The sequence below is a fragment of the Streptomyces sp. NK08204 genome (assembly GCF_020400585.1).
GTDB lineage: Bacteria > Actinomycetota > Actinomycetes > Streptomycetales > Streptomycetaceae > Streptomyces.
In genome coordinates, this window is record NZ_JAINVF010000040.1 from 1 (window position 1) to 22356 (window position 22356).

The window sequence follows — 22356 nt, forward strand, 5'->3', positions numbered from 1 at the left end:
GCTCGACGCCGCCGCGGCGGCGGGTGAGCCGATGCTGCTGCCGGTGCGCCTGGACCTCCCGGCGCTGCGGGCGCACGCCGCGTCCGGCGTACTTCCGCCGCTGCTGCGCGGCCTGGTCCGCGTCCCGGCCCGCCGGGCCACGGAGCCGGATACGGCCACGGAGTCCGGTCCGGCGCTGATGAAGCGGCTGGCGGGTCTGGCGCCGGCGGAGCAGGCCAAGTCCGTGCTCGACCTGGTACGCGCCCATGTGGCCACCGTGCTGGGGTACGCCTCCCCCGAGGCGGTGCAGGGCGGCCAGTCCTTCCTGGAGCTGGGCCTCAACTCGCTGACCGCCGTCGAGATCCGCAACCGGCTCGACGCGGCCACGGGGCTCAACCTGCCGCCGACCCTGCTCTTCGACCACGCCACCCCCGAGGCGTTGGCGGAGTACCTGCGCACCCAACTGCTCGCCGGGGCGCAGGGACAGGCGGTCAGCGGGGGAGCCGCGGCAGGGAGCAGCGCGCCGGCGCCCGCCAGGGCGGAGGGCGGCTCGACCATCGAGTCGCTGTTCCGCCAGGCGGTCGCCGACGGGCAGCCCATTGCCGGCACCCAGCTGCTGATGGCAGCCGCGCGGCTGCGGCCCTCCTTCAGCACACCGGCGGAGCTCGGCACCGCGCCCAAGCTGGTCCGCCTCTCGCGGGGCGGCGGCTCGCCGCAGCTGATCTGCTTCCCTTCGCTGGTCGCGGTCTCGGGCCCGCGTGAGTACGCGCGGTTCGCCGCCGGTTTCCGGGGACGCCGGGACGTCGTGGTGCTGCCCGAGCCAGGCTTCGTGAAGGGCGAGCTTCTGCCGGCGAGCATCGAGGCGATCGTGGAGATGCAGGCGGAGGCCGTACTGCGGTGTGCGGGCGACAGTCCGCTCGCGCTCGTCGGACGCTCCTCGGGCGGCTGGATCGCGCACGAGGTCGCACGGTTGCTGGAACAGCGTGGAGTTCCGGCGGCGGCCGTCGTCCTGCTGGACACCTTCCTGCCACGCGGGGAGGCGCTGCCGTGGATCCAGACGAACCTCACCGGCCAGATGTTCGAGCGCGAGAAGATGCTCGGAGCGATGGACGAGGTCAGGCTGACCGCGATGGGCGGCTACATGCGCCTGTTCGCGGACTGGTACCCCGAGCCCGGCGCCACGCCCGTGCTCTCCGTGGAGGCGAGGGAGTCCTTCTCCGCGGGAGCCGAGGGAGCCGAGGGAGCCGGCGGCGGCGCCACCGCCAGTGCGCCGGAGTCGTCGGTGTGGGGTCCGGACCATGTCACGCTGCATGTGGCCGGTGACCACTTCACGATGATGGAGGACCACGCGATCTCGACCGCCGAAGCCGTCGACGAATGGCTGGAGAAGCGGAACGGCTGATTCTGAAACGGCTCGGCCCCATTGGGGCGTGGAGGCCTCGCGGAGGCCTCCACGGGGGCGGTCCCTCCGGTGAGGAGCTGCGGTCTGCCGTGCTCCGGTGTGTGAGGTGCGGCGCTGCAGGCGGTGAGGGTCAGGCCGGGGCGAGCCGGTAGTTCCACGGCGTCGCGCCGGTCTCACCCACACCGCCGCCGCCCGACCCACCACCCTTCTCGTCGAGGAAAGGAGTCAGTGGGCAGGTAACCCAACGGGTCCGTCACGCGTCTAACTCTGGGCGGGACGGACCCGTCGCATGTTGGCGCAGGCTGGGGAGGGCAGGGCTTTGTCGCAGAGCGAGGTGCGGGGGCAGGCCGCCGCGGTCGAGGACACGATGCCGCTCACACCGCGGCCCCCGGCCGCACCGGACGGCCCCGGACGCCACGGCGGGGGGCGGCGCAGCGGCGGCCCGAAGGCCGACCGGCGGCGGCGCAGACGGCGGGTGCTGCGCTGGTCGGCGATCGTGCTGGCGGTGGCGATACTCGGCACGGTGGCGACCGGCTACCTCTACTACGAGCACCTGAACGGCAACATCCGCAAGGGCGAGCGCAGCAGCGGCGACTCAACGGCGCAGAAGGCCCGGCCGAACGCGGCGGGACAGACACCGCTGAACATCCTGCTGATCGGCTCCGACAGCCGTAACTCCGACGAGAACGTGAAGCTCGGCGGCGCCAGGTACGACCGTGGCAGCCCGCCGCTCGGCGACGTGCAGATGCTCATCCACCTCTCCGCGGACCGCAGCAGCGCCGCCATCGTGAGCATCCCCCGGGACACCCGGGTGGACATCCCGCGCTGCACGGACCCCCGGACCGGCCGGGTGTACCCGCCGACCACCGGCATCATCAACACCTCCCTGGCCCGGGGCGGCGCCGGCTGCACACTCGCCACCTGGCAGAACCTCACCGGCATCTACATCGACCACTGGATGACGATCGACTTCGCGGGCGTGGTGAAGATGGCGGACGCCATCGGCGGCGTCGAGGTCTGCGTCAACCAGAACGTGTGGGACCGCTCCACGGCCGCACAGCGCGGCGGCTCCGGACTGAAGCTGACGGCGGGCCGGCACAAGGTCAAGGGCGTGCAGGCCCTGCAGTGGCTGCGCACCCGGCATGCCTGGGGCAGTGACCTGATGCGGGCCCGCGCCCAGCACATGTACCTGAACTCGATGATCCGCACCCTGAAGCACCAGAACGTCTTCACCGACACGGGCCGGCTGATGAACCTCGCCGAGGCGGCCACCAACTCCCTGACGGTGTCCAAGGAGATCGGCACGGTCAAGAAGCTGTACGACCTGAGCAAGGAGCTGAAGTCGGTGCCGACCGACCGGATCACGTCGGTGACGATGCCCAATCTCCCGGATCCGCAGAACAGCGACCACGTCGTACCGGACAGGACCGGCGCCGGCAGGCTGTGGCAGATGCTCCGCGACGACGTGCCGCTCGACAAGAACAGCCAGGGGGCGGGCGCCAGGCAGGCCGCGTCGAAGAGCACACCGGCCAAGGCGCCCTCGCTCTCCCCGGACCGGCTCGGCGTGCTGGTGCAGAACGCCACCCGGACCGGCACGCAGGCGCCGGTGAGCGGCCGGGCCCGGGAGATCACCCAGGCGCTCGCGCAGCAGGGCTACGCCCGGGCGAGCGCCGACACCGCCGAGACCCTGTCGCAGGACACGACGGTGGTGCGGTACCCGAGCGCGGACCTGGAGGGCGACGCCCAGGCCGTGGCCAAGGCGCTGGGCATCCCGCTGACCGCGGTGAAGCGGTCGACCGACGTGTCGGGGGTCACCGTGGTCGTCGGCGCCGACTGGCGCACCGGCACGGCCTACCCCCGGCAGGCCCCGCCGAAGGCGGGCGACATCCCGAGCGGCGCCGACGCCATCAACGGCTCGGACGACTCCAGGTGCATGGACGTGTACAAGCCCTACCAGTGGTGACCCGCCCCGCGGCGGTGCTCAGTCGGCGCTGCGCACCGCCGGGCGGCGGGAGGCGATGACCCTCTTCGCCAGGGACCGGGGGCTGGTCAGGAAGCCCCAGCCCCAGGACATGTGCATGGTGGCGAGGGCGACCGGGATCTGCAGCCGTGCCCTCAGCGGCAGCCCCTTGCCCGCGGGCAGCGAGCCCAGCAGGATCGCGGCGAGATAGCCGCCGGGGATCACAAGACCCAGCGGGTTCAGCGCCGCGCCCACCACCAGGCCCGCCGCGATCGCGCACACCGCGGTCGGCGGGGCGAGGTAGCGCAGGTTGATGGAGCCGGAGTGGTAGCGGGCGACGACATGCCGCCAGCGGCCGTAGTCCTTGTACTGCTTGGCCAGCGCCCGCACCGAGGGACGCGGCCTGTACGACACCTTCAGCTCGGGCGAGAACCAGATGAGCCCGCCGGCTTCCCTGATCCGGAAGTTCAGCTCCCAGTCCTGGGCGCGTATGAACTCCTCGTTGTAGCCGCCCTGCCGCTCCAGGGCCTCGCGGCGGAAGACGCCCAGGTAGACCGTCTCGGCGGCACCGGCCTTTCCACCCGTGTGGAAGGCGGCGTTGCCGACGCCGATCTTGGAGGTCATCGCGGCGGCGACCGCGTGCTCCCAGTCGTTCTCGCCCTCGGCGTGCATGATGCCGCCGACGTTCTGCGCGCCGGTCTCCTCGAGGAGCCGTACCGCGGTCGCGATGTAGTTCGGCGACAGCATGCCGTGGCCGTCGACGCGGACCACGATCGGGTGCCGGGAGGCCTTGATCGCGGCGTTCAGCGCGGCGGGCGTGCGGCCGGTGGGATTGGGGACGGTGTGTACGCGCGGGTCTTCCGACACCAGCTCGGCGGCGATCTCGTCCGTGCGGTCCGTGGACGGACCGAGGGCGATCACGACCTCCATCTCGCCGGCGTACTCCTGCGCGAGGATCGCTTGGACGGCTCCGCGCAGATGCCGTTCCTCGTTGAGGACGGGCATGATCACAGAAACAGCGGGGAGCCGCACGTCGGACTTGGCGTTCATAGGGGCCTCACGTTACCGCGAATGGGGGACACCGGTGCGCGCCGCCGGGGCGTGAACGCGGGCTGGAGATCGTATCGGCCTACCGTGCTCACGGATCCCACGTACGGCCTCGTCCGGAGGTGTCCTCCTTGCCCAGCCCGCCTCGGTCCCCCGCCCGGCCGCCGCAACGCCGGCCGCAGCCGCCCCGCCGTGTGCCGCGCCCGCAGCGGCCCGTGCAGTCCGCCCGGCCGCGCCGGCGGCCTCGTTGGGCCATGCGGGCGCTGACCACGCTGTCCGTGGTGGTGCTGGCCTCCGCCGGGATCGGCCACGCGGTGGTCAGCAGCCTGGACGCGGGCATCACCCGGGTCGACGCCTTCAAGGACACGAAGAACCGGCCACGCGCGGGCCACGGCATGAACGTCCTGCTGGTCGGCACCGACGGCCGCGACAGGATCACCGAGCACGAGCGGCAGGCGTACCGGCTGGGCGGGGCGCCCTGCCACTGCACGGACACGATCATGATCGTGCACCTCTCGGAGGACCGGGAGCGGGCCACCGTCGTGAGCCTGCCGCGCGACTCCTACGCCGAGGTGCCGGCGCACGTCGACGAGACCACGGGCCGACACCACGGCCCGCACCCGCTCAAGCTGAACGCGGCCTACGCCGAGGGCGGCCCCCAGCTGACCGTCCGTACGGTCGAGAACATGACCCATGTGAAGATCGACCACTATCTGGAGGTCGACTTCACCAGCTTCATGAAGACCGTGGACGTGCTGGGTGGGGTCCAGGTCTGCACGACGGTCCCGCTGAAGGACTCGTACACCGGCCTCGACCTCGCGCCCGGCACCCACACCCTCAGAGGCGGGCAGGCGCTCCAGTACGTGCGGGCCCGGCACGTCGACGGGGCGAGCGACCTGGGCCGGATGAAGCGGCAGCAGCGGTTCCTGGCGGCGCTGATCGGGCGGGCCACCTCCTCCGGGGTGCTGCTGAACCCGATGAGGTTCCGGGACGTGACCCGGGCGGTGCTCGGGTCGGTCCGCGCCGACGAGGGCTTCGGCACGGACGAACTGCTCGACCTCGGCCGGGCCATGCGGAACTTCTCCCCGTCCTCCTCCGAGTTCACCACCGTGCCCATCGGTGACATGGACTACCAGGTCAAGGGCATCGGCTCGACCCTGAAGTGGGACCCCGCCAAGGCGGCCAGACTGTTCGCATCGCTGCGCGACGACAAGCCGCTCACCGTGGAACGCCCGGCACCGCGCGGCCCGGCACCGGTGCCGGTGGAGGTGCCCCCGCAGCAGATCCGGGTCCAGGTGGCGAACGGCACCGGCACGGAAGGGCTGGGCAAGCGGGTGGACGCGGCGCTCGCGGCGGCCGGCTTCGCCACGACCCACCAGCCGGTGACCGCCGCCGAGCACGACGTGCGGCGCACGGTGATCTCCTACGACCCCCGCTGGGACCGCTCGGCGCACTCGCTGGCCGCGGCCCTGCCCGGTAGCGAGCTGCGCCCGGTACGGGGCCAGGGGCCGCTGCTGAAGGTGACCGCCGGGGCCGACTTCAAAAAGGTGCACAAGGTGCGGGCGGACGCCCCGGCGCAGCCGGAGGCGAGTGTGGTGCGCGGGAACGAGGTGACCTGCCCGGGGGCGACGGGGGCGTAGGTCAGTCCTCGAAACCCTCCGCGGCCCGCTTCTCGCGCAGCTCGCGGATCGCCCGGCGGCGGGCCAGGCGGTGCGTGCGGCGGATCTGCGCCTCCTGGTAGCGACGCCGGTCGCGGTCGGCCTCGGGGATGACCGGCGGCACCCGGCGTGGCCTGCCGTCGGAGTCCACGGCCGCGAAGACCAGATAGGCCGAGCCGACCTGGGTGGGCGGGGCGGACTCGTTCCAGCGCTCGGCGAGCACCCGGACGCCGACCTCCATGGAGGTCCGGCCGGTCCAGTTGACCTGAGCCTTCACATGGACCAGATCGCCGACGCGAACCGGTTCCAGGAAGACCATCTCGTCCATGGACGCGGTGACGGCGGGGCCGCCGGAGTGCCGGCCGGCCACCGCGCCGGCGGCGTCGTCGACCAGCTTCATGATCACACCGCCGTGCACCGTCCCCAGGAGGTTGGTGTCGTTGTGGGTCATGATGTGGCTGAGGGTGGTGCGTGAAGCGGACGTCGGCTTGCCCGGGATTTCCGGTTCCACGTCTGCGGCCAGGTCTGTCATGACCTCCACCCTATGCCGAAGAAACATTCGGGGACTTTGTGTCGGATTCGCAACAGCCCCGACCTGATTTCCCGACGCCCCTTGTAAGCCATACAGCCCTGCCCGGCACACTGGGGCCCATGAATGACTGGCCCGAGGGATGGTCCGACGACAACCGCGGCGGCTACGGCCGCGGCAGTGCCGGCGCGCAGCCGGAAGGCGCCCGCGTGATGCGTCAGGTGCGACGCAGCAATCCGGCGGCTCCGCCGTACGGTGCGGGGGTGCCGCAGCAGCCGTCGTACACCGACGGCCAGGGGTACGACGACGGCGCCGGCCACGGCGACCGGCCCGGCTACGGCGGTGGGCCCGGCTACGGCGGTGGGCCCGGCGACGAGCAGCCCGGCTACGACAGCGGCTACAACACGGGCCAGGTCTACGGCGCCGGCCGGCGCGGCGGCGGCTTCGTGCCCAACGACAACGATCCCGACCCGGATCTCCCGCAGTACCGGCCGCGTCCGAACTGGCGGCGCCGGATCAAGTGGGCCTCGCTCACGCTGGTCACCGTGCTCGTCGTCACCTCCGTGGCGACGTACTTCTGGGCCGACTCCAAGCTGCGCCGCGAGGTCGACCTGTCCAAGGTCATCGACCGTCCGGAGGCCGGCAAGGGCACGAACTACCTGATCGTCGGCTCGGACAGCCGTGAGGGCATGTCCAGGGCGGACGAGAAGAAGCTGCACACCGGTTCCGCGCAGGGCAAGCGGACCGACTCGATGATGATCCTGCACGTCGGCGACAACGGCGACACGCTGATCTCGCTGCCGCGCGACTCGAACGTCACGATCCCGCAGTTCCGCGGCTCCGAGTCCGGCAAGATACGGCCCGCCATGGGCCCGAACAAGCTGAACGCGGCCTACGCCTACGACGGCCCGACGCTGCTGGTGCGCACGATCGAGTACAACACCGGCCTGCACATCGACCACTACGTCGAGATCGGCTTCCAGGGCTTCGCGAAGATCGTGGACGCGGTCGGCGGTGTCACGATCGACATCGACCAGGGCTTCAAGGACAAGTACTCGGGCGCCGACTTCAAGGCCGGCAAGCAGAAGCTGAACGGCGCGCAGGCCCTCGCCTTCGTCCGCACCCGGCACGCCTTCGCGGCTTCCGACCTGCAGCGCACCAAGAACCAGCAGAAGTTCCTGGCCGCGCTGGCCCATGAGGTGGCCACCCCGGGCACGGTCCTCAACCCGTTCAAGTTCTACCCGACCATGGGCGCGGGCCTGGACTCGCTCATCGTCGACAAGGACATGAGCCTGTGGGACCTCGCCTCCATGTTCTGGGCGATGAAGGGCGTCAGCGGCGGCGACGGCAAGTCGATGAACATGCCGATCTCCGGCTCAGTCGGCGGCAACCTCGTCTGGGACAAGGCGAAGGTGAAGACGCTGGTGAACGAGCTGAACAACGACGAGGCGGTGACGGTCTCCGGCAACTGACCGGGTGTGACCGCGGGCGACGGCCGGGGCACCCACTGCACAGGGGGTGCCCCGGCCGTGTCACCGGTGCCGGGAACTCACAGGTCGGCACCCGCCATCGCGAGACACGTCTCAGCGCAGCGGCGGCACGCCTCGGCACAGCGCATCATCTGCGGGTCGTCCGGCACGGACATGCACGCCTGCGCGCACATGTCGCAGGCCTGGGCGCACAAGGTGCACATCTCCGCGGACAGCGGCGAGCGGCGCATCATCATGTCGGCGCACATGCGGGTGGTCTCGGAGCAGTCCAGGAGCGAGCGCATGATCTGCATCTGCGCCTGGCCGCCGATCTGCAGGCAGGAACTCATGGTCTCCTCGCAGACGGCATGGCAGGCCATACAGGCGTCGACGCACTCCTGCATCTGCTCGGTCATCGGCGTCATCGTTCCGGGCTGAGTCATGGCTCCTCCTCGCCAGGCGTGGGAGGGGACCCGGGGCGGGTCACCCGTGCGCTTCCGTCCTACGCCCAGGTGCCACACCCCGCATGTCGGTGCGGAGCGGCCGGCCCATGACCTCACAGCTTGCCGAAGACCACTCCCCGCCAGGTCCAGCCGGACTGCAGGACGGTGTCACGCAACGGCTCGCGCATCTGGGCGCTGTCGAAGCGGAAGGTCTGCGTCGTCTCGAGGCGACCGCTCGCCCCGCGTCCGACGGTCCACCGGCGGCTGACGGTCCGGCTGGGCCCACGCGTGTACTCCGACGTCACCTGGAGCCTCGTGGGCGTCCCGACCCGGCTGAGCTCCCACTGTTCCTCGAGAGCCCGCACCTCGTGCTCCCTGTGGTCCAGCCGCATGCGGATCCGCACAGCGTGACTGATCTGGGACTGGACGAAGACCTGCTGCCATGCGGGTTCCGTCAACCGCCACTCCGCCAGCAGGTCGCACTGCTCACCGCCGCCGTACCGGACGACGTAGGCGACCTCGGGCTGGTTGAGTCCGAGCAGCGCCGCCCTCAACTCCTCCCCCGGAACCGGCGAAACCCCCTCTGACGGGTGCCGGGTGCCGGTCAGCTTGTCGAAGAGTCCCATGAGGGCCAACCTACGAAGGACGCGACCGGCGGCACAAGGACAGACCGGAAGGGGCACCCACCGCGACGGGTGCCCCTTTCCGGTTCACGGTGCCGGGGCTCACAGCGCGCTACGGCTTGCGGCCCACCGCGCCGAAGTGGGTGACCTCGGCGGGCTCGCCCGCGCCGGGCTCGGAGCGCCAGCGCGAGCAGGAGACCAGGCCGGGCTCCAGCAGCTCGACCCGGTCCAGGAGGCGGGTCAGGTCGGCGCGGCTGCGCAGGGTCATGGGCGCCGAGCCCTGACTGTTCCAGTACTCCACCGCCTGGGTCATCGCCTCCCCGTCGACCTCGGTGGTGGGGTGGGAGATCACCAGGTGGCTGCCGGAGGGTACGGCGTCCAGCAGCCGGTGCACGATGGACACGGCCTCGTCGGTGTCCATGACGAAGTTGATGATGCCGAGCATGGTGATGGCGACCGGCTGCTCGAAGTCCAGGGTCCCGGCGGCGCCGCGCAGGATCGCCTCGGGGTCGTGGACGTCGGCCTCGATGTAGTCGGTGGCGCCCTCGGGGGTGCTGGTGAGCAGCGCGTGCGCGTGGGTGAGGACGAGCGGGTCGTTGTCGACGTAGACGATCCGGGAGGAGGGGTCGACGCGCTGGGCGACCTCGTGCGTGTTGTCGGCCGTGGGCAGGCCGGTGCCGATGTCCAGGAACTGGCGTATCCCGGCGTCCTTCGCCAGGTACCGCACCGCCCGTGCCAGGAACGCCCGGTCGGCGACGGCCGAACGGGGCAGCGCGGGCACGAAGGAGAGGATCTGGTCGCCGACCTCCTCGTCCACCGGGTAGTGGTCCTTGCCGCCCAGCCAGTAGTTCCAGATGCGTGCTGAGTGGGAGACGTCGGTCCGCAGCCGGGCCGTGCGCGCGACGCCCTCGTCTCCGGTTGCTGCGATGTCGTCGGCCATGGCCTCGGGTCTCCTTCTGATGATCACTTGGTCGTACCGCGCACCAAAATAGACAAGAAGGCGCCCCTGGGGGCGCCTTCCGTCAAAACCGAACTCCGTTGTCGCTGAGGCCCCTACGAGGCGCACTCGACCTTGTCGGCCGTGGACTTGCCGTCGACCGTCGGTGCCTTCGCCGGCGCGGTCAGGGAGACACCCGCACCCTTGAAGTCCTTGCCCAGCGTCAGTGTCATCGTCGGCAGCCCCTGGGCGTTGGTGACGCTCTCGCCGGGCTTCAGCGCGGATCCCGGCAGCCCCATGAGGGCGGCCAGCTCGCGCGCCTGGGCGGCCTGGTCCGGCGCGTACTCCAGGGTCGTCCTGGCCAGTTCGGCGGGCGCGTTGCCGTCGTTCTCCGACTTGAGTACGGCCTTGTCGTTCTGCAGCCACTGCAGGGTGTCCTGCGCGCTGCCGGACTCGGCGCCGCCGTTGAGGATGCGCACCCGCACCTCGGACGGCGCGGACCGCGGCCCCTTGAGCCGGGCCGCCTGCGAGTCCTTCGCCGCCTTCTCCTTCTTCTTCACCTCGGTGAAGGAGACGTCGTTCCTGATGGCGTCGAAGACCTGCGGGGCGGTGTTCGGGTTGACGATGACCGTCTTGTGGACGACCCCGTCCGCCGGGTTGTCGAGCACCGGCACCGTCAGGAACGTGATGTTCTTCGGCGGTACCTTCTTCAGCTCCAGCGCGATGCTCTTGAGCGTGCCGACCTTGCGGATGCCCTTGTCGACGGTGAGCGCCTTGGTGGCCGCCTCCGCGAGCTTGATCAGCTTGGTCGGGCTGGTGAGGGTGTCACCGGAGGACATCTTGCGCATCAGCGAGCCCATGAACTGCTGCTGCACCTTGATCCGGTCCAGGTCGCCGTGGTTGCCGAAGCTGTGCCGGGTGCGCACGAACGCCAGCGCCTGCTCGCCCTGGATCTTGTGCTTGCCGGTGGGCAGGTTGAGGTGCGAGTCCTCGTCGTTGACCGCGTGCTTGAGGCACACGTCGACGCCTCCGACCGCCGAGGTCAGCGTCTTGACCGCGTTGAAGTCGACCATCATGAAGTGGTCGGGCTCGATGCCGGTGACCGACTTCACCGTACGCATGGTGCAGCCGGGGTCCCGCCCTTCCTGGCCCAGGCTGGTGTTGAAGCGGACGTTCTCGGAGCCCGGGACGACCTTCGTGGTGTGGTCGGGCTGGACGGTCGGGCAGTCCGGCACGTTCACGATCAGGTCGCGCGGGATGCTCAGCGCGGTGGCGTTCGAACGGTCCTTGGCGACGTGCAGCAGGATGTTGGTGTCGGCGTGTCCGACGCTGCCCTTGTCGCCGTAGCCCTCGTTGCCCTTGCCGGTGCGTTTGTCGGTGCCGATGATCAGGATGTTGAAGGCTTCGTCCTTGTTGAAGCCGCTCTTCGCCGCGTCACCGACATCGGTCGCGGTGACGTTGCCCTCGAGGTGCTTGAGGTACAGGTAGCCGGCCGTGCCGACGGCGACCAGGACGAACGCCGTGCCGCCGGCGGTCCACGCCAGCACCTTCTTGACCTTCGAGCCCTTCTTCACAGGCCGCCGGCTCCGCCGCCCCTGCGGTGGCTCGGGCTCGGCACCCCTGCGGCGGCGTGGTGGCGGCACCTGCGCGCCGCCCGTCTCCTGCTGCGGCTCGCGCGGGCGAGGCGGCGCCGCGTCGCGGCGTCCACGCCCTGCACCGCCCGCGTCCCGGGAGGAAGGTCTCCGGGGACCCGGGACCGACGACTGCGGTGCGGAAGCGCTCAGTCGCAGTTCGTATTCGCCGGTGTTCGGATTGAGCACCCACTGGTCTGCGGGGTCGATGTTGTCCGCCCGCCCACGGCCTTGCGCGTCCACGGTTGTCCGAATCCTCCGTCGGGGCCACGCGGCGCCTCTCCCCCCTCGAGGCGCTCGGGTCTCGGTGAATCAGTGCACGACCCCAGGACGGACCTCGCGGCTGGTGCACCGGATCGCTCACACTATCCGCCCAGTTCAGCGTCGGGCGACGCCGGTGCCGAATTCGTTGTCCCTACAACCGGGCAATCCCCCTCATACTTCTGAACATAATTTCCCCGCCTTTGCGTACCTCTTACTCGCAGGTGTGTTCGGCGGCGGTGTTCCCGCGGAACGTGGGCGTGGGCGTCACGTCGCCGGCGGAGCCGTTCCTGTGGGTCCGCTGTGCATCGCCCGCCGGTGAGGCGTCCGGCTGCGGGTCATGCTGCCGCGGCGTTCTCGCGGCCACCGCCACCGGCTCGTCGGCCCGCAGCCGGGCGAAGAGCCGCTCCGCCTCCGGCTCCACGAGCTGGTCGCGGTTGGAGTCGTAGACGTACGACTCCCGGGGCACGGTCAAGAACTGCACATGTTCCGTGGGGATGCCGCGCAGCCCGCGAACCAACTGGTACAAACCACGCAGACTCGCCAGTTCCGGATCGGTGGTGAGCGAGGAGGTCGCCGCGTCCAGCACGGGATACAGCTCGACCGGATTCAGCAGGACGTCACTGCTCTGCACCTTGCTGACGAGCGCTGCGAGGAATCGTTGCTGCCGCTGCATCCGCTCGGTGTCGCTGCCGTCGCCCAGCGACTTGCGTGCCCGTACGTAGCCGAGCGCCTGCTCCCCGTCCAGCTCCACCTTGCCCGCGGGCAGCTTCAGCCTGGCGGCCTTGTCGTCGATGGGCTCCTTCAGGCACACCTGCACCCCGTCGACGGCGTCGACCATCGCCGTGAACCCGCTGAAGTCCACGACCACGTGATGGTCGATCCGGATGCCCGTCAGCTTCTCGACGGTGCGGATGGTGCACGCCGTACCGCCCACTTCGAAGGCCCGGTTGAACAGGGCGAACACCGGCTCGCTGCGGCTGCCGTCGGCCCGCCGGCACCCCGGTATGTGCACCATCAGGTCCCGGGGCAGGGACACGGCCGTGGCGCTGCGCCGGTCGGCGGCCAGGTGCAGCAGGATCGTCGTGTCCGACCGCTCGCTGCCCAGGTCCCGCCCGTACCGCCCGTTGCCGTCCCCGGCCCGGGTGTCGGACCCGATCAGCAGGATGTTCTGCGCGTCCCGTACCAGCGCCGTGGGCCGCTCCCGCTCGTAGCGGGCGAGTTCGCGGGCGGCTGCGTCATCGGCGGTGATGTTGGCGCTGAGCTTGGCGTACAGCGCCCAGCCGACACCACCGGCGGCGACGACGACCACGGCCAGCCCGAGGGCCGTGCCTTCCACCAGGCGCCGACGCCGCCGTCGTACGAGCCCGATCCCGGTCGCGGAGGCCCCGGCCCGGGGGCCGAGGGGCTTGGCCTTGCCAACGGTGCCGGTCACGGGCGGGCCACCCCCTCATGGCGTACGAGTGTCGGGTCCTGCCCTTATGACGATGGCGGGGAGAGGGGGGCGAAGGCGCCCTGTGTTGCGCCGATCGGGGGACGGCAGGGCCCAGGAGCGCGGGGCTGTCCGCAGGTGCGCTGCGCCGCGTGGGCACGGGCTGCCACGGCGCACCCGGACCCGGCCGAACGGCCGGCCGCCGCCTCTCAGCGGCGCACGGCCGTCACCCGCTCACTCTCGATCCGCTTGGCGAGCCCTTCCTCGTCCAGCCGCTCGAGATTCCGGCACAACACCACGGACCCCCCGACGGCAAGCGGCGCGTACAACCCCGCGCTCAGCCCCTCCCACGTGTCGTACGACACCCCGGACAGCAGCCGGGACCCGGGTCCCGTGAGATCCAGCGACGGCGCGTCCGTCAGGGCGCGCTCCACGACCTCCGCCGCACTGAACTCGGCGCCCGCGACGATCAGCGCCGGCTCCTGGGGGTCCACCGGTGCGAACGGCACGAACCGGTCACCCTGACCGGGAACTTCGACGGCGTAGTCGACGAAGCCGGCCGGTGTCTGCGGGAACCGGCCACCCAACGGCCGCAGCGCGAGCGCGACCCGCTCCCCGCGGCAGGCCCGCGCCGCGTCCAGCGAGTCCGGTCCGCTGACGACCACGTCGGCCACAGCGGGATCCCCGGCGACATCGGCCACCGCCCCGACCGACGCACAGGCGAGCAGCCACACCGCCGTCTGCCAGTGCGCGGGCAGCAGCAGCGCGACCCGGTCGCCGGGCCCGGCGGACAGGTCGCCCTGGAGGAGATTCGCGGTCTTGGCCACCCAATTGGCGAAGGTGGCCACGGACAGTTCGACACGTTCGCCCGTGGCGTCGTCGTAGAAGGTCACCAGGGGGCGGCCGGCGTCCCCGGCGAGCGCGGAAGTCAGCAGGTCGGCGGGGGTGCGATCGGTGGCGTTCACCCGGCACAGGGTACGCGCGGGCGGCCCCGGGCGCCGAGCGGCGGGGCCACCGGTTCGGCGGAACGGATTCCGACGGCCCGTCAATTCACCGATGGACAGATTTATATGGCTATGTCCAAGATCCTGACTATGCGTGGATTCATCACTTCCCCGATCGGTGCCTCCTGGACCGGCTTCACGTGTGCGGCGGTCCTCGCCCTCCCGCTGGCCCTGCCCGCGCGGGCCGCGGAACGGGCCGCCGTCACCACCGAGGCCACGGTCCCGGGTCGTACCCAGTCGCTGCCCCTCCTCCCCGTCTCCCGGACGCGCGCCGCCGGCGCGGCTGCCGAACAGGGCCTGTACCGCGCCGAGGTCGGGCGTTTCTCACTGGTCGGAGTCGCCTGGGACGACCCGGACGCCGAGTTGCACGGCCGCGTCCAGGTGCGTACCCGGTCCACGGCGACGGGGGAGTGGTCCGGCTGGCAGGACGTCGAGACGCACTACGCCGACGACGGCGCAGACCCGGACACGGCGGAACGTTCCTCGGGCCGGGTACACGGGGCCACCGCACCGCTGTGGACGGGCGACTCGGACGGCGTGGACGTACGGGTGCGCGCGGACGCGGAGACGGTTCCGTCGGCCGGGAGGCGGGACAGCCGTACCGACGGGCTGCGCCAGCCGCTGCCGTCCGGGCTGCGGCTGGAACTCGTCGACCCGGGGCGGCAGGCGCCGCCGCCGGGCCCGGCGGCCGGCACCCCGCGTATCAGCGCCGGCGCCGGGGCGGCGATCGCCTCCTCCGCCGCCAATGTCGACATCGCCCGCTTCGGCGCCGCCGAGATCCCGGCGCTGGGCAGGCGTGACACCGAGCGCGAACTCGTCATGCTGCGGGGAGAGGTGAGGGGCAAGCCGTACATCGGACCGCGCCCGGCGATCGTCACGCGGCGCGGCTGGGGCGCGGACGAGGCACTGCGCGAGCGCGGGTTCGTCTACACGAAGAAGGTCAAGGCGGCCTTCGTGCACCACACCGCCTCGGGCAACAGGTACACCTGCTCCCAGGCCCCCTCGGTCATCCGCAGTATCTACCGCTACCACGTCAGGAGCATGGGCTGGCGGGACGTCGGCTACAACTTCCTCGTCGACAAGTGCGGAACCATCTACGAGGGCCGGGCCGGGGGAGTGACGAAGGCCGTTCTGGGCGCCCACACCCGGGGGTTCAACGCCGACAGCATGGGCATCGCCGTGATCGGCACGTACGGCTCCACCCAGCCGTCCGCCGCCGCCGTGAACGCTATCGCCAGGCTCACGGCGTGGAAGCTCGGGCTCTTCGGGGCGAACCCCCTCGGAAAGACATATCTGACGTCGGGCGGTGGAAATCTCTATCCGAAGGGGAAGAACGCACGACTGAATGTGATCTCCGGTCACAGAGACGGATACGCCACGGAATGTCCGGGCAGACTGCTCTACGCCAGGCTCGGATCGGCCCGCTCCGTCGCGGCGCAGTACCAGGGGCGCTGAACTGCATACACTGGCCGGCCGAGATGTGTAGTTCCGCCGGTCCCGGCAGGAAGCAGAGACGACAGGTGACAGAAGCGATCCTCCTGGTCGGCGGCAAAGGCACCCGGCTGCGTCCGCTCACGGTGCACACGCCCAAGCCGATGGTCCGGGCGGCGGGCGTACCGTTCCTCACGCACCAGCTGGCGAGAGCAAGAGCCGCGGGCGTGGAGCACATCGTTCTCGCGACGAGCTACCTGGCGGAGGTCTTCGAGCCGTACTTCGGCGACGGCTCGGCGCTCGGGCTGCACATCGAGTACGTCACCGAGGAGGAGCCCCTCGGCACGGGCGGCGCGATCCGCAACGTGGCCTCCCGACTGCACTCCGGGCCCGACGACCCGGTGCTGGTCTTCAACGGCGACATCCTGACGGGACTGGACATCAGGGCCCTGGTCGGCATGCACGAGTCGACGGGCGCCGACGTGTCGCTGCACCTCACCCAGGTCACCGACCCGCGCGCCTACGGCCTGGTCCCCACGGACGGCACGGGCAGGGTGCTGGCCTTCCTGGAGAAGCCGCAGACACCGGAGGAGATCGTCACCGACCAGATCAACGCGGGGGCGTACGTCTTCCGGCGCTCGGTCATCGACATGATCCCGGCGGGCCGCCCGGTCTCGGTGGAACGGGAGACGTTCCCGGGACTGCTCGCGGCGGGCGCCCATCTGCAGGGCATGGTCGACTCGACGTACTGGCTGGACCTCGGCACCCCCGCGGCCTTCGTACGGGGCTCGGCCGACCTGGTCCTCGGCCGGGTGCCGTCGCCCGCGGTCCCGGGCCGCTGCGGCGACCGCCTGGTCCTGCCCACCGCAAGGGTCGCCCCGGACGCCAAGCTGACGGGCGGCACGGTGGTCGGCGAGGGCGCGTTCGTCGCCCGAGGCGCGTGTGTCTCCGGCTCCACGATCCTGCCCGGCGCCGTCATCGAACCCGGGGCGGTCATCACCGACTCCCTCATCGGCACCCGCGCCCGCGTCGGCGAACGCTCCGTCCTCACCGGTACGGTCATCGGCGACGGCGCGGTGGTCGGCCCCGACAACGAACTCCGAGAGGGAGCCAGGGTCTGGTGCGACGCCCGCATCCCGGCGGGGGCGCTCCGCTTCTCTTCGGACCAGTGACGGTGCGGCTGCGCGGGGCACCGTCGACGCGGGCTCCGTTCCCCGGTCTCCTGATCGGCTCCGTTCCGTCGTAGGCCGTTGTTCGGCCGTGGGCCGGGCGGGGGTCGGTCGCGCAGTTCTCTGTGCGCGTGGGTGACGGTGCGTCACAGGCGCGGTGCCTGATGTCCGCCTTCCGCACACCTTGGGCGCGGGCTCCGTTCCCCCGGTCTCCTGATCGGCTCCGTCCCGTCGTAGGCCGTTCTTCGGCCGTGGGCCGGGCGGGGGTCGGTCGCGCAGTTCTCTGTGCGCGTGGGTGACGGTGCGTCACAGGCGCGGTGCCTGATGTCCGCCTTCCGCACACCTTGGGCGCGGGCTCCGTTCCCCCGGTCTCCTGATCGGCTCCGTTCCGTCGTAGGCCGTTGTTCGGCCGTGGGCCGGGCGGGGGTCGGTCGCGCCGTTCTGCGTGCGCGTGGGTGACGGTGCGTCACAGGAGCCCGATGTCCACCTTCCGCATCTTCGGCGCCCGCCGCGCCGGCCCGTGTCCGCTCAGCAGGATCAACCGAGCCGCCCGATGCCGCTGCCCGGCGTACGGCTCGAGCAAGCGCAGCATCTCCGTGTCGTCGGCATCCCGGTTCCCCGCCAGCACCCACCCCACGATCCCCGGCAGATGCAGATCCCCGACGGTCACCGCGTCCGCCGCCCCGAGGCTGCGCTGTACGACCTCCGCCGACGTCCAGGGCCCGATGCCCGGTACGACCTCCAGCCGCGCCCGGGCCTCGGCGGCAGGCATCCCCACCGCCTCCTCCAGCCGCGCAGCGACCCGTACGGCCCGCAGGATCGTGGCCGCCCGTTTGTCGTCCACCCCGGCCCGGTGCCACTCCCAGGAGGGAATCAGCGCCCAGCCGCGGGGCGCCGGCATCACGAACATCGGCCGCTCGCCCGCGCCCGCGGGCCCCGGCGCCGGCTCCCCGAACCTCCGGACCAGCAGCCGCCAGGCCCGGTACGCCTCGTCGGCCGTGACCTTCTGCTCCAGGACCGACGGGATCAACGACTCCAGCACCAGCCCGGTCCGGGTCAGCCGCAGCCCCGGCCGCCGGTGCCGGGCCAGGGCCACCACCCGGTGCCGGGGCACGAACGCGTCCGGGTCGTCGGCCGCGCCGAGCAGCTCCGGGAGCTGCTCCAGCAGCCAGTCGGCTCCGGGCCCCCACGCCTGCGCGCGCACCTCACCGTCGTCCGCGCACACCCGCAGCGTCCCCGGCCCGGCGGGCGTACGGCTGGCCCGCCACACGGAGCCGTCCGGCGTGGCCCGGAACGTCGGGTCGGCGGGTCCGCGCCGCAGCGGGCCGAGGACCAGGCCGAGGTCGAGCGGGCCGTCCGGGCGCCACCGGCGCACCCGCGGCGGTGCCACGGCTTGCCGCGGCACCCCGGCGGGCAGGGCGCCATGGCCGGTGAGCACGGGCATGGGAGCCCCTCCCACGCCTTTCGGGCTGTGGGGGAGCGTGGGCCGCTGGGGGAAACGTCCTGCCACGAGTGAGGTCCTGTGAGGTCCTGGGGGATGCCGGAGCTGTCCTAAGAGACTAGGCGACCAGGCGGTGTCCGGCTGCTGTGCGAACCGCCACTCACCGCACTTCGACGAACGCCTCCGCGTCCCGCTCCGGGCGCGGTCTCGGCTCCTGCGCGGGATGTCCGATCGCCACTGCGCCCATCGGGTCCCAGTGCGCGGGCAGGTCGAGCACCTCGCGCACCACGTCCCGGCAGAACATCGTGGACGACACCCAGGCCGAGCCCAGCTGCTCCCCGGCCAGCGCGACCAGGAAGTTCTGCACGCCCGCGCCGGCGGCGACCACGAACATCTCCCGCTCCGCGCCGTCCCGACGGGCGTCCCCGTAGCGGTGCGAGCCGTCCATGACGAGACAGGGCACGGCCAGATACGGCGCGTTGCGCAGTACGTCGCCGCGGCGGACGCGACGGGCGATGGACTCCTCTGTCCTGCCGTCGCCGCGCAGGTCGGCGATCCAGGCGTCGCGCATCGCGTCGAGCAGCCGGGTGCGTGTCCGCTCGGACTCCAGCAGGACGAACCGCCAGGGGGTGGTGTGGTGTGGTGCGGGCGCGGTCACGGCCGCGGCCACCGCGCGGCGCACCGCGCCGGGGTCCACGGGTGCGTCGGTGAAGGCGCGCACGGTCCGCCGCAGGGTCACCGCCTCCCGGACCGCCTCGGAGGTGCCGAGCCGGAACATGTCGCTGTGGGCGTCGCGCACCAGCGCCCGCGCCCCCGTGCCGGCGCCGTCGTCCTGCGCCGGGGTCACCAGGTGCGGCAGCCCGCGCACCACGGCGACCGGACGCCCCTCCGCCTTGCCCTTGACCAGATCGCCGGCGGCGGCCAGTTCGTCGGCCGTGGCGACGACCGTCGCGTGCAGCGGGTTGCCGTACGCGTCCGTGCCCCCGCGCAGATCGTCCAGCACGCGCACCCCGGCCGCGCCGATGGCGACGTCCGTGAGCCCGGAGCGCCAGGGGCGCCCGAAGGTGTCGGTGATGACGACACCGACGTCGACATGGAGGGTGTCGCGCAGGCCGTCACGGATCGCGCGTGCCGACGCGTCGGGGTCCTCGGGCAGCAACAGCACGGTACCGGCGGGAGTGTTGGAGGCATCGACCCCGGCGGCGGCCATGACCAGCCCCTGCCGGTTCTCCACGATGCGGAGCGTGCCGCGCCGGGCCACGACCCGCACCGTCTCGGCGTCGATGGCCGCCTCCCGGTCGGCCGCCTCCACGATCCGGCCCTCGGCCTTGGAGACGATCTTGGAGGTGACGATCACCACGTCCCCGTCGGCCAGCCCCGGGCCGGCGTCGGCGATCAGCTTGGCCAGGTCGTCACCCGGCCGCACCTCGGGGAACCCGGGCAAGGCCCAGACCCGGTATCCGGGGGGCTCCTGCGCCGCCGCGCCGGCGGCTGCCTCGCTCACGCTCCCCGCACCTCCTCGGCCAGAGCCAGCGCCTCCCGTGCCATCTGCGCCGTCGCCTCCACGTCGGTCATCATCAGCGGTACGGCCCTGCAGCGGATCCCGTCCGCCTCGACGCGCGCGACGGCGTCCGCGTCCACCGTGTCGACCAGCCAGCCGTCCAGCAGTCCGGAGCCGTAGTGTTCGGCGACCGCGGCGGCCGAGGACTCCACACCGACCGCGGCGAGCACCTTGTCGGCCATCCCGCGCACGGGTGCGTCGCCGACGATGGGGGACAGCCCCACCACGGGCACGCCCGCCTCGGCGATGGCCTCCCGGATGCCGGGCACGGCGAGGATCGTGCCGATGGAGACGACGGGGTTGGACGGCGGGAAGAGGACGACGTCCGCCTCGGCGATGGCCTCCAGGACGCCCGGCGCGGGCTTGGCCCGCTCGGCGCCGACCGGGACGACCGCCTCGGCCGGCACGGAGGCGCGCAGCCGCACCCAGTACTCCTGGAAGTGGACCGCCTTGCGCTCGCCGTCCACCTCGACGGCCACGTGCGTCTCCACGCGGTCGTCGGTCATGGGGATCAGCCGTACGCCCGGCTGCCACCGGTCGCACAGCGCCTCCGTCACCGCGCTGAGCGGATAGCCGGCGCCCAGCATCTGCGTCCGCACGATGTGCGTGGCGAAATCCCGGTCGCCGAGCCCGAACCAGTCCGGGCCGACGCCGTAGGCCGCCAGCTCCTCCTTGAGGTGGAAGGTCTCGTCCTGCCGTCCCCAGCCCTGCTCCTCGTTGATGCCGCCGCCCAGCGTGTACATCACCGTGTCGAGGTCGGGGCAGACCTTCAGCCCGAAGAGGTGGATGTCGTCGCCGGTGTTGCCGATGACGGTGATGTCCGCTTCCGGCACGGCCCGCTTCAGACCGCGCAGGAACCGGGCACCGCCGATGCCGCCTGCCAGAACCACAATGCGCATGAACCCAAGTCTTGCAGGCGGGTCCGACAATGCGTCAGGCGCGCACCGTTCGCGGTCCGGTCTGCTGTCCGGGGCGTGCCTCGCGGCGCTGGGGCGTGTGCATCGGCATCTCGGTCAGGCCCGGGAAGTACACGTGCAGGCTGACCGCCGGTTCCAGCGTGTCGTTGACGACCTCGTGCGCGTATCCGGGCGCGAACACCCGCTGGGCGCCCGCCGTCAGCGTGCGCGTGGCGCGTTCGGTGCGCTCGGTGAGGGTGCCCTCGAGCACGGTGAGGACACCGGAGGAGCGGCCGTGGCCGTGCAGTCCGCTGCCCTGGCCCGGCACCCACGACAGCAGCCACACCTCGTAGCCGAGGGGGGTCTCCCCTGCTCGAGCGGAGCCGGTGGCCGGGGGAACGGTGCGCAGGCGGTGGTACCAGCGGGTGGTGGCGTCGTAGCGGACGAGATGCGCCCACTGGGAGCGGTCGGCGGCGATCGAGCGCGCGAGGCCGACGAACTCGGCGACGGTGGCCGGGTGCTCGCGCGGTGGCTGGAGCAGGTGCGGCACCTCGAGGATGTCGCCGGCGATCTGGAGGTCGTTGTCGCTGTTCATAGGTGCGGTGGTTCCTCGGTGAAAGAAGGAGGAGGAGAGGGAACGGACACCGAGTCGACGCGGACTCGGCCCACAAGCCGGAGCAGGTGTGGCTCAACAGCTGGAACAGCAACAACAGCTACAGCGGACCTGGGCAGCACCGTGGGACCCGGCGGTGCGGGTCGAGGTGAGTGCCAAGTTCGCGAGCATGCCCACTAGGACAGCGGTTCACACCCGCACTGTCAACTCGGCGCCCGGAATGTGGGACGTCTTTCACCTCATCCGGTTCATCTCCGGGGTGAAGGGTTTGTTCAGCCGCACCCCGGGACACATGGCGCACATCCGCGCACATCCGACCGCGTGGGTGTCGCGGAACGCGATCGAACGAAGAGACGTCCTTCTTCGTACAGAGGTCTGGACGGCTTCGTACAGGGTCCTGGAGGGGGCTCGACAGGCCTCCGGTTTATGGTGATTTGAACACTTTCCGCATGGCCTTGGTTCCGCAGGGTGAATAACGGGCCCAATAGCAGATCTCGGCTTGACTCGCCCGGAGCAGCACACTTGTAATTTCACTCGTGTCGTTCAGCCGGGACCGTTAACGGCTACGCACGGGGACGCGAAAGACAGACGAGGGGCGCACATGACCGAGCTGGTGCAGCAACTGCTGGTCGACGACGCGGACGAGGAGCTCGGCTGGCAGGAGCGCGCGCTGTGCGCCCAGACCGACCCCGAGTCCTTCTTCCCCGAGAAGGGCGGCTCCACCAGAGAGGCGAAGAAGGTCTGCCTCGCCTGCGAGGTCCGCTCCGAATGCCTCGAGTACGCCCTCGCCAACGACGAGCGCTTCGGCATCTGGGGCGGTCTTTCCGAGCGTGAACGCCGACGCCTGAAGAAGGCCGCCGTGTGATCACA

General features: G+C 71.5%; 19 protein-coding genes. 7 read left to right on the forward strand and 12 right to left on the reverse strand.

Annotated elements, in window-relative coordinates; genetic code table 11:
• Both K7G59_RS33160 and K7G59_RS33170 read left to right on the forward strand, forming a co-directional pair.
• The coding region (locus tag K7G59_RS33160; RefSeq protein WP_225840406.1) for a thioesterase domain-containing protein at positions 1-1381 on the forward strand (1381 nt) is incomplete at its 5' end.
• 319 nt (positions 1382-1700) lie between these two features.
• Positions 1701-3344, forward strand: a complete 1644-nt coding sequence (locus K7G59_RS33170) for an LCP family protein (protein ID WP_374114320.1) — start codon at positions 1701-1703, stop codon at positions 3342-3344.
• Between the two features lie 18 nt (positions 3345-3362).
• On the opposite strand, the gene K7G59_RS33175 is transcribed toward K7G59_RS33170, so the two are convergent.
• A complete protein-coding gene (locus K7G59_RS33175; RefSeq protein WP_225840407.1) occupies positions 3363-4391 on the reverse strand; it encodes a glycosyltransferase family 2 protein in 1029 nt (342 codons plus the stop codon).
• Positions 4392-4642: 251 nt separating this feature from the next.
• Here K7G59_RS33175 and K7G59_RS33180 point away from each other — a divergent pair, with 251 nt between their 5' ends.
• Positions 4643-6028 (forward strand): LCP family protein, encoded by a 1386-nt coding sequence (locus K7G59_RS33180; RefSeq protein ID WP_225840408.1) that lies wholly within the window; start codon positions 4643-4645, stop codon positions 6026-6028.
• 1 nt (position 6029) lies between these two features.
• On the opposite strand, the gene K7G59_RS33185 is transcribed toward K7G59_RS33180, so the two are convergent.
• On the reverse strand, positions 6030-6605 hold the full coding sequence (locus tag K7G59_RS33185; protein ID WP_225840409.1) for an acyl-CoA thioesterase: 576 nt from the start codon (positions 6603-6605) through the stop codon (positions 6030-6032).
• Positions 6606-6697: 92 nt separating this feature from the next.
• Between K7G59_RS33185 and K7G59_RS33190 the strand changes: the two genes are divergently transcribed.
• Positions 6698-8047 (forward strand): LCP family protein, encoded by a 1350-nt coding sequence (locus K7G59_RS33190; RefSeq protein ID WP_225840410.1) that lies wholly within the window; start codon positions 6698-6700, stop codon positions 8045-8047.
• A gap of 77 nt (positions 8048-8124) precedes the next feature.
• Here the strand turns inward: K7G59_RS33190 and K7G59_RS33195 are convergent, their stop codons facing one another.
• From K7G59_RS33195 to K7G59_RS33220, 6 genes are all read right to left on the reverse strand, one after another.
• Complete coding sequence (locus K7G59_RS33195; RefSeq protein ID WP_225840411.1) at positions 8125-8487, reverse strand: four-helix bundle copper-binding protein; 363 nt, start codon at positions 8485-8487, stop codon at positions 8125-8127.
• A gap of 113 nt (positions 8488-8600) precedes the next feature.
• Entirely contained in the window at positions 8601-9113 is a 513-nt protein-coding gene (locus K7G59_RS33200) for a hypothetical protein (RefSeq protein WP_225840412.1), read from the reverse strand.
• 109 nt (positions 9114-9222) lie between these two features.
• A complete protein-coding gene (locus tag K7G59_RS33205) occupies positions 9223-10050 on the reverse strand; it encodes an SAM-dependent methyltransferase (RefSeq protein WP_225840413.1) in 828 nt (275 codons plus the stop codon).
• A 113-nt stretch (positions 10051-10163) separates the two neighbouring features.
• Entirely contained in the window at positions 10164-11921 is a 1758-nt protein-coding gene (locus K7G59_RS33210) for an LCP family protein (RefSeq protein ID WP_225840414.1), read from the reverse strand.
• 232 nt (positions 11922-12153) lie between these two features.
• Positions 12154-13374 (reverse strand): LCP family protein, encoded by a 1221-nt coding sequence (locus K7G59_RS33215; protein WP_225840415.1) that lies wholly within the window; start codon positions 13372-13374, stop codon positions 12154-12156.
• Positions 13375-13580: 206 nt separating this feature from the next.
• Positions 13581-14336 carry a TIGR03089 family protein gene (locus K7G59_RS33220; protein ID WP_225840416.1) on the reverse strand — a complete coding sequence of 252 codons (756 nt, stop codon included), beginning with the start codon at positions 14334-14336 and terminating at the stop codon, positions 13581-13583.
• 129 nt (positions 14337-14465) lie between these two features.
• On the opposite strand from K7G59_RS33220, the gene K7G59_RS33225 reads away from it, so the two are divergent.
• Both K7G59_RS33225 and K7G59_RS33230 read left to right on the forward strand, forming a co-directional pair.
• The gene (locus tag K7G59_RS33225) at positions 14466-15830 is read left to right on the forward strand and encodes a peptidoglycan recognition protein (RefSeq protein WP_225840417.1); all 1365 of its coding nucleotides are present in this window, start codon (positions 14466-14468) and stop codon (positions 15828-15830) included.
• A gap of 65 nt (positions 15831-15895) precedes the next feature.
• Positions 15896-16978, forward strand: a complete 1083-nt coding sequence (locus K7G59_RS33230; RefSeq protein WP_225840418.1) for a sugar phosphate nucleotidyltransferase — start codon at positions 15896-15898, stop codon at positions 16976-16978.
• Positions 16979-17441: 463 nt separating this feature from the next.
• Here the strand turns inward: K7G59_RS33230 and K7G59_RS33235 are convergent, their stop codons facing one another.
• From K7G59_RS33235 to K7G59_RS33250, 4 genes are all read right to left on the reverse strand, one after another.
• Positions 17442-18485, reverse strand: a complete 1044-nt coding sequence (locus K7G59_RS33235; RefSeq protein WP_374114321.1) for a DNA-3-methyladenine glycosylase — start codon at positions 18483-18485, stop codon at positions 17442-17444.
• A gap of 91 nt (positions 18486-18576) precedes the next feature.
• The gene (locus K7G59_RS33240; protein WP_225840420.1) at positions 18577-19920 is read right to left on the reverse strand and encodes a coenzyme F420-0:L-glutamate ligase; all 1344 of its coding nucleotides are present in this window, start codon (positions 19918-19920) and stop codon (positions 18577-18579) included.
• Positions 19917-20876 carry a 2-phospho-L-lactate transferase gene (gene cofD, locus K7G59_RS33245; protein WP_225840421.1) on the reverse strand — a complete coding sequence of 320 codons (960 nt, stop codon included), beginning with the start codon at positions 20874-20876 and terminating at the stop codon, positions 19917-19919. The genes K7G59_RS33240 and cofD overlap by 4 nt, the downstream gene beginning before the upstream one ends.
• A 34-nt stretch (positions 20877-20910) precedes the next feature.
• Positions 20911-21468 carry a cysteine dioxygenase family protein gene (locus tag K7G59_RS33250; protein WP_225840422.1) on the reverse strand — a complete coding sequence of 186 codons (558 nt, stop codon included), beginning with the start codon at positions 21466-21468 and terminating at the stop codon, positions 20911-20913.
• A 619-nt stretch (positions 21469-22087) separates the two neighbouring features.
• Here K7G59_RS33250 and K7G59_RS33255 point away from each other — a divergent pair.
• Positions 22088-22351: a WhiB family transcriptional regulator gene (locus tag K7G59_RS33255; RefSeq protein WP_003975777.1), complete on the forward strand. Its 264-nt coding sequence runs from the start codon at positions 22088-22090 to the stop codon at positions 22349-22351.
• The last annotated feature ends 5 nt before the right edge of the window (positions 22352-22356 follow it).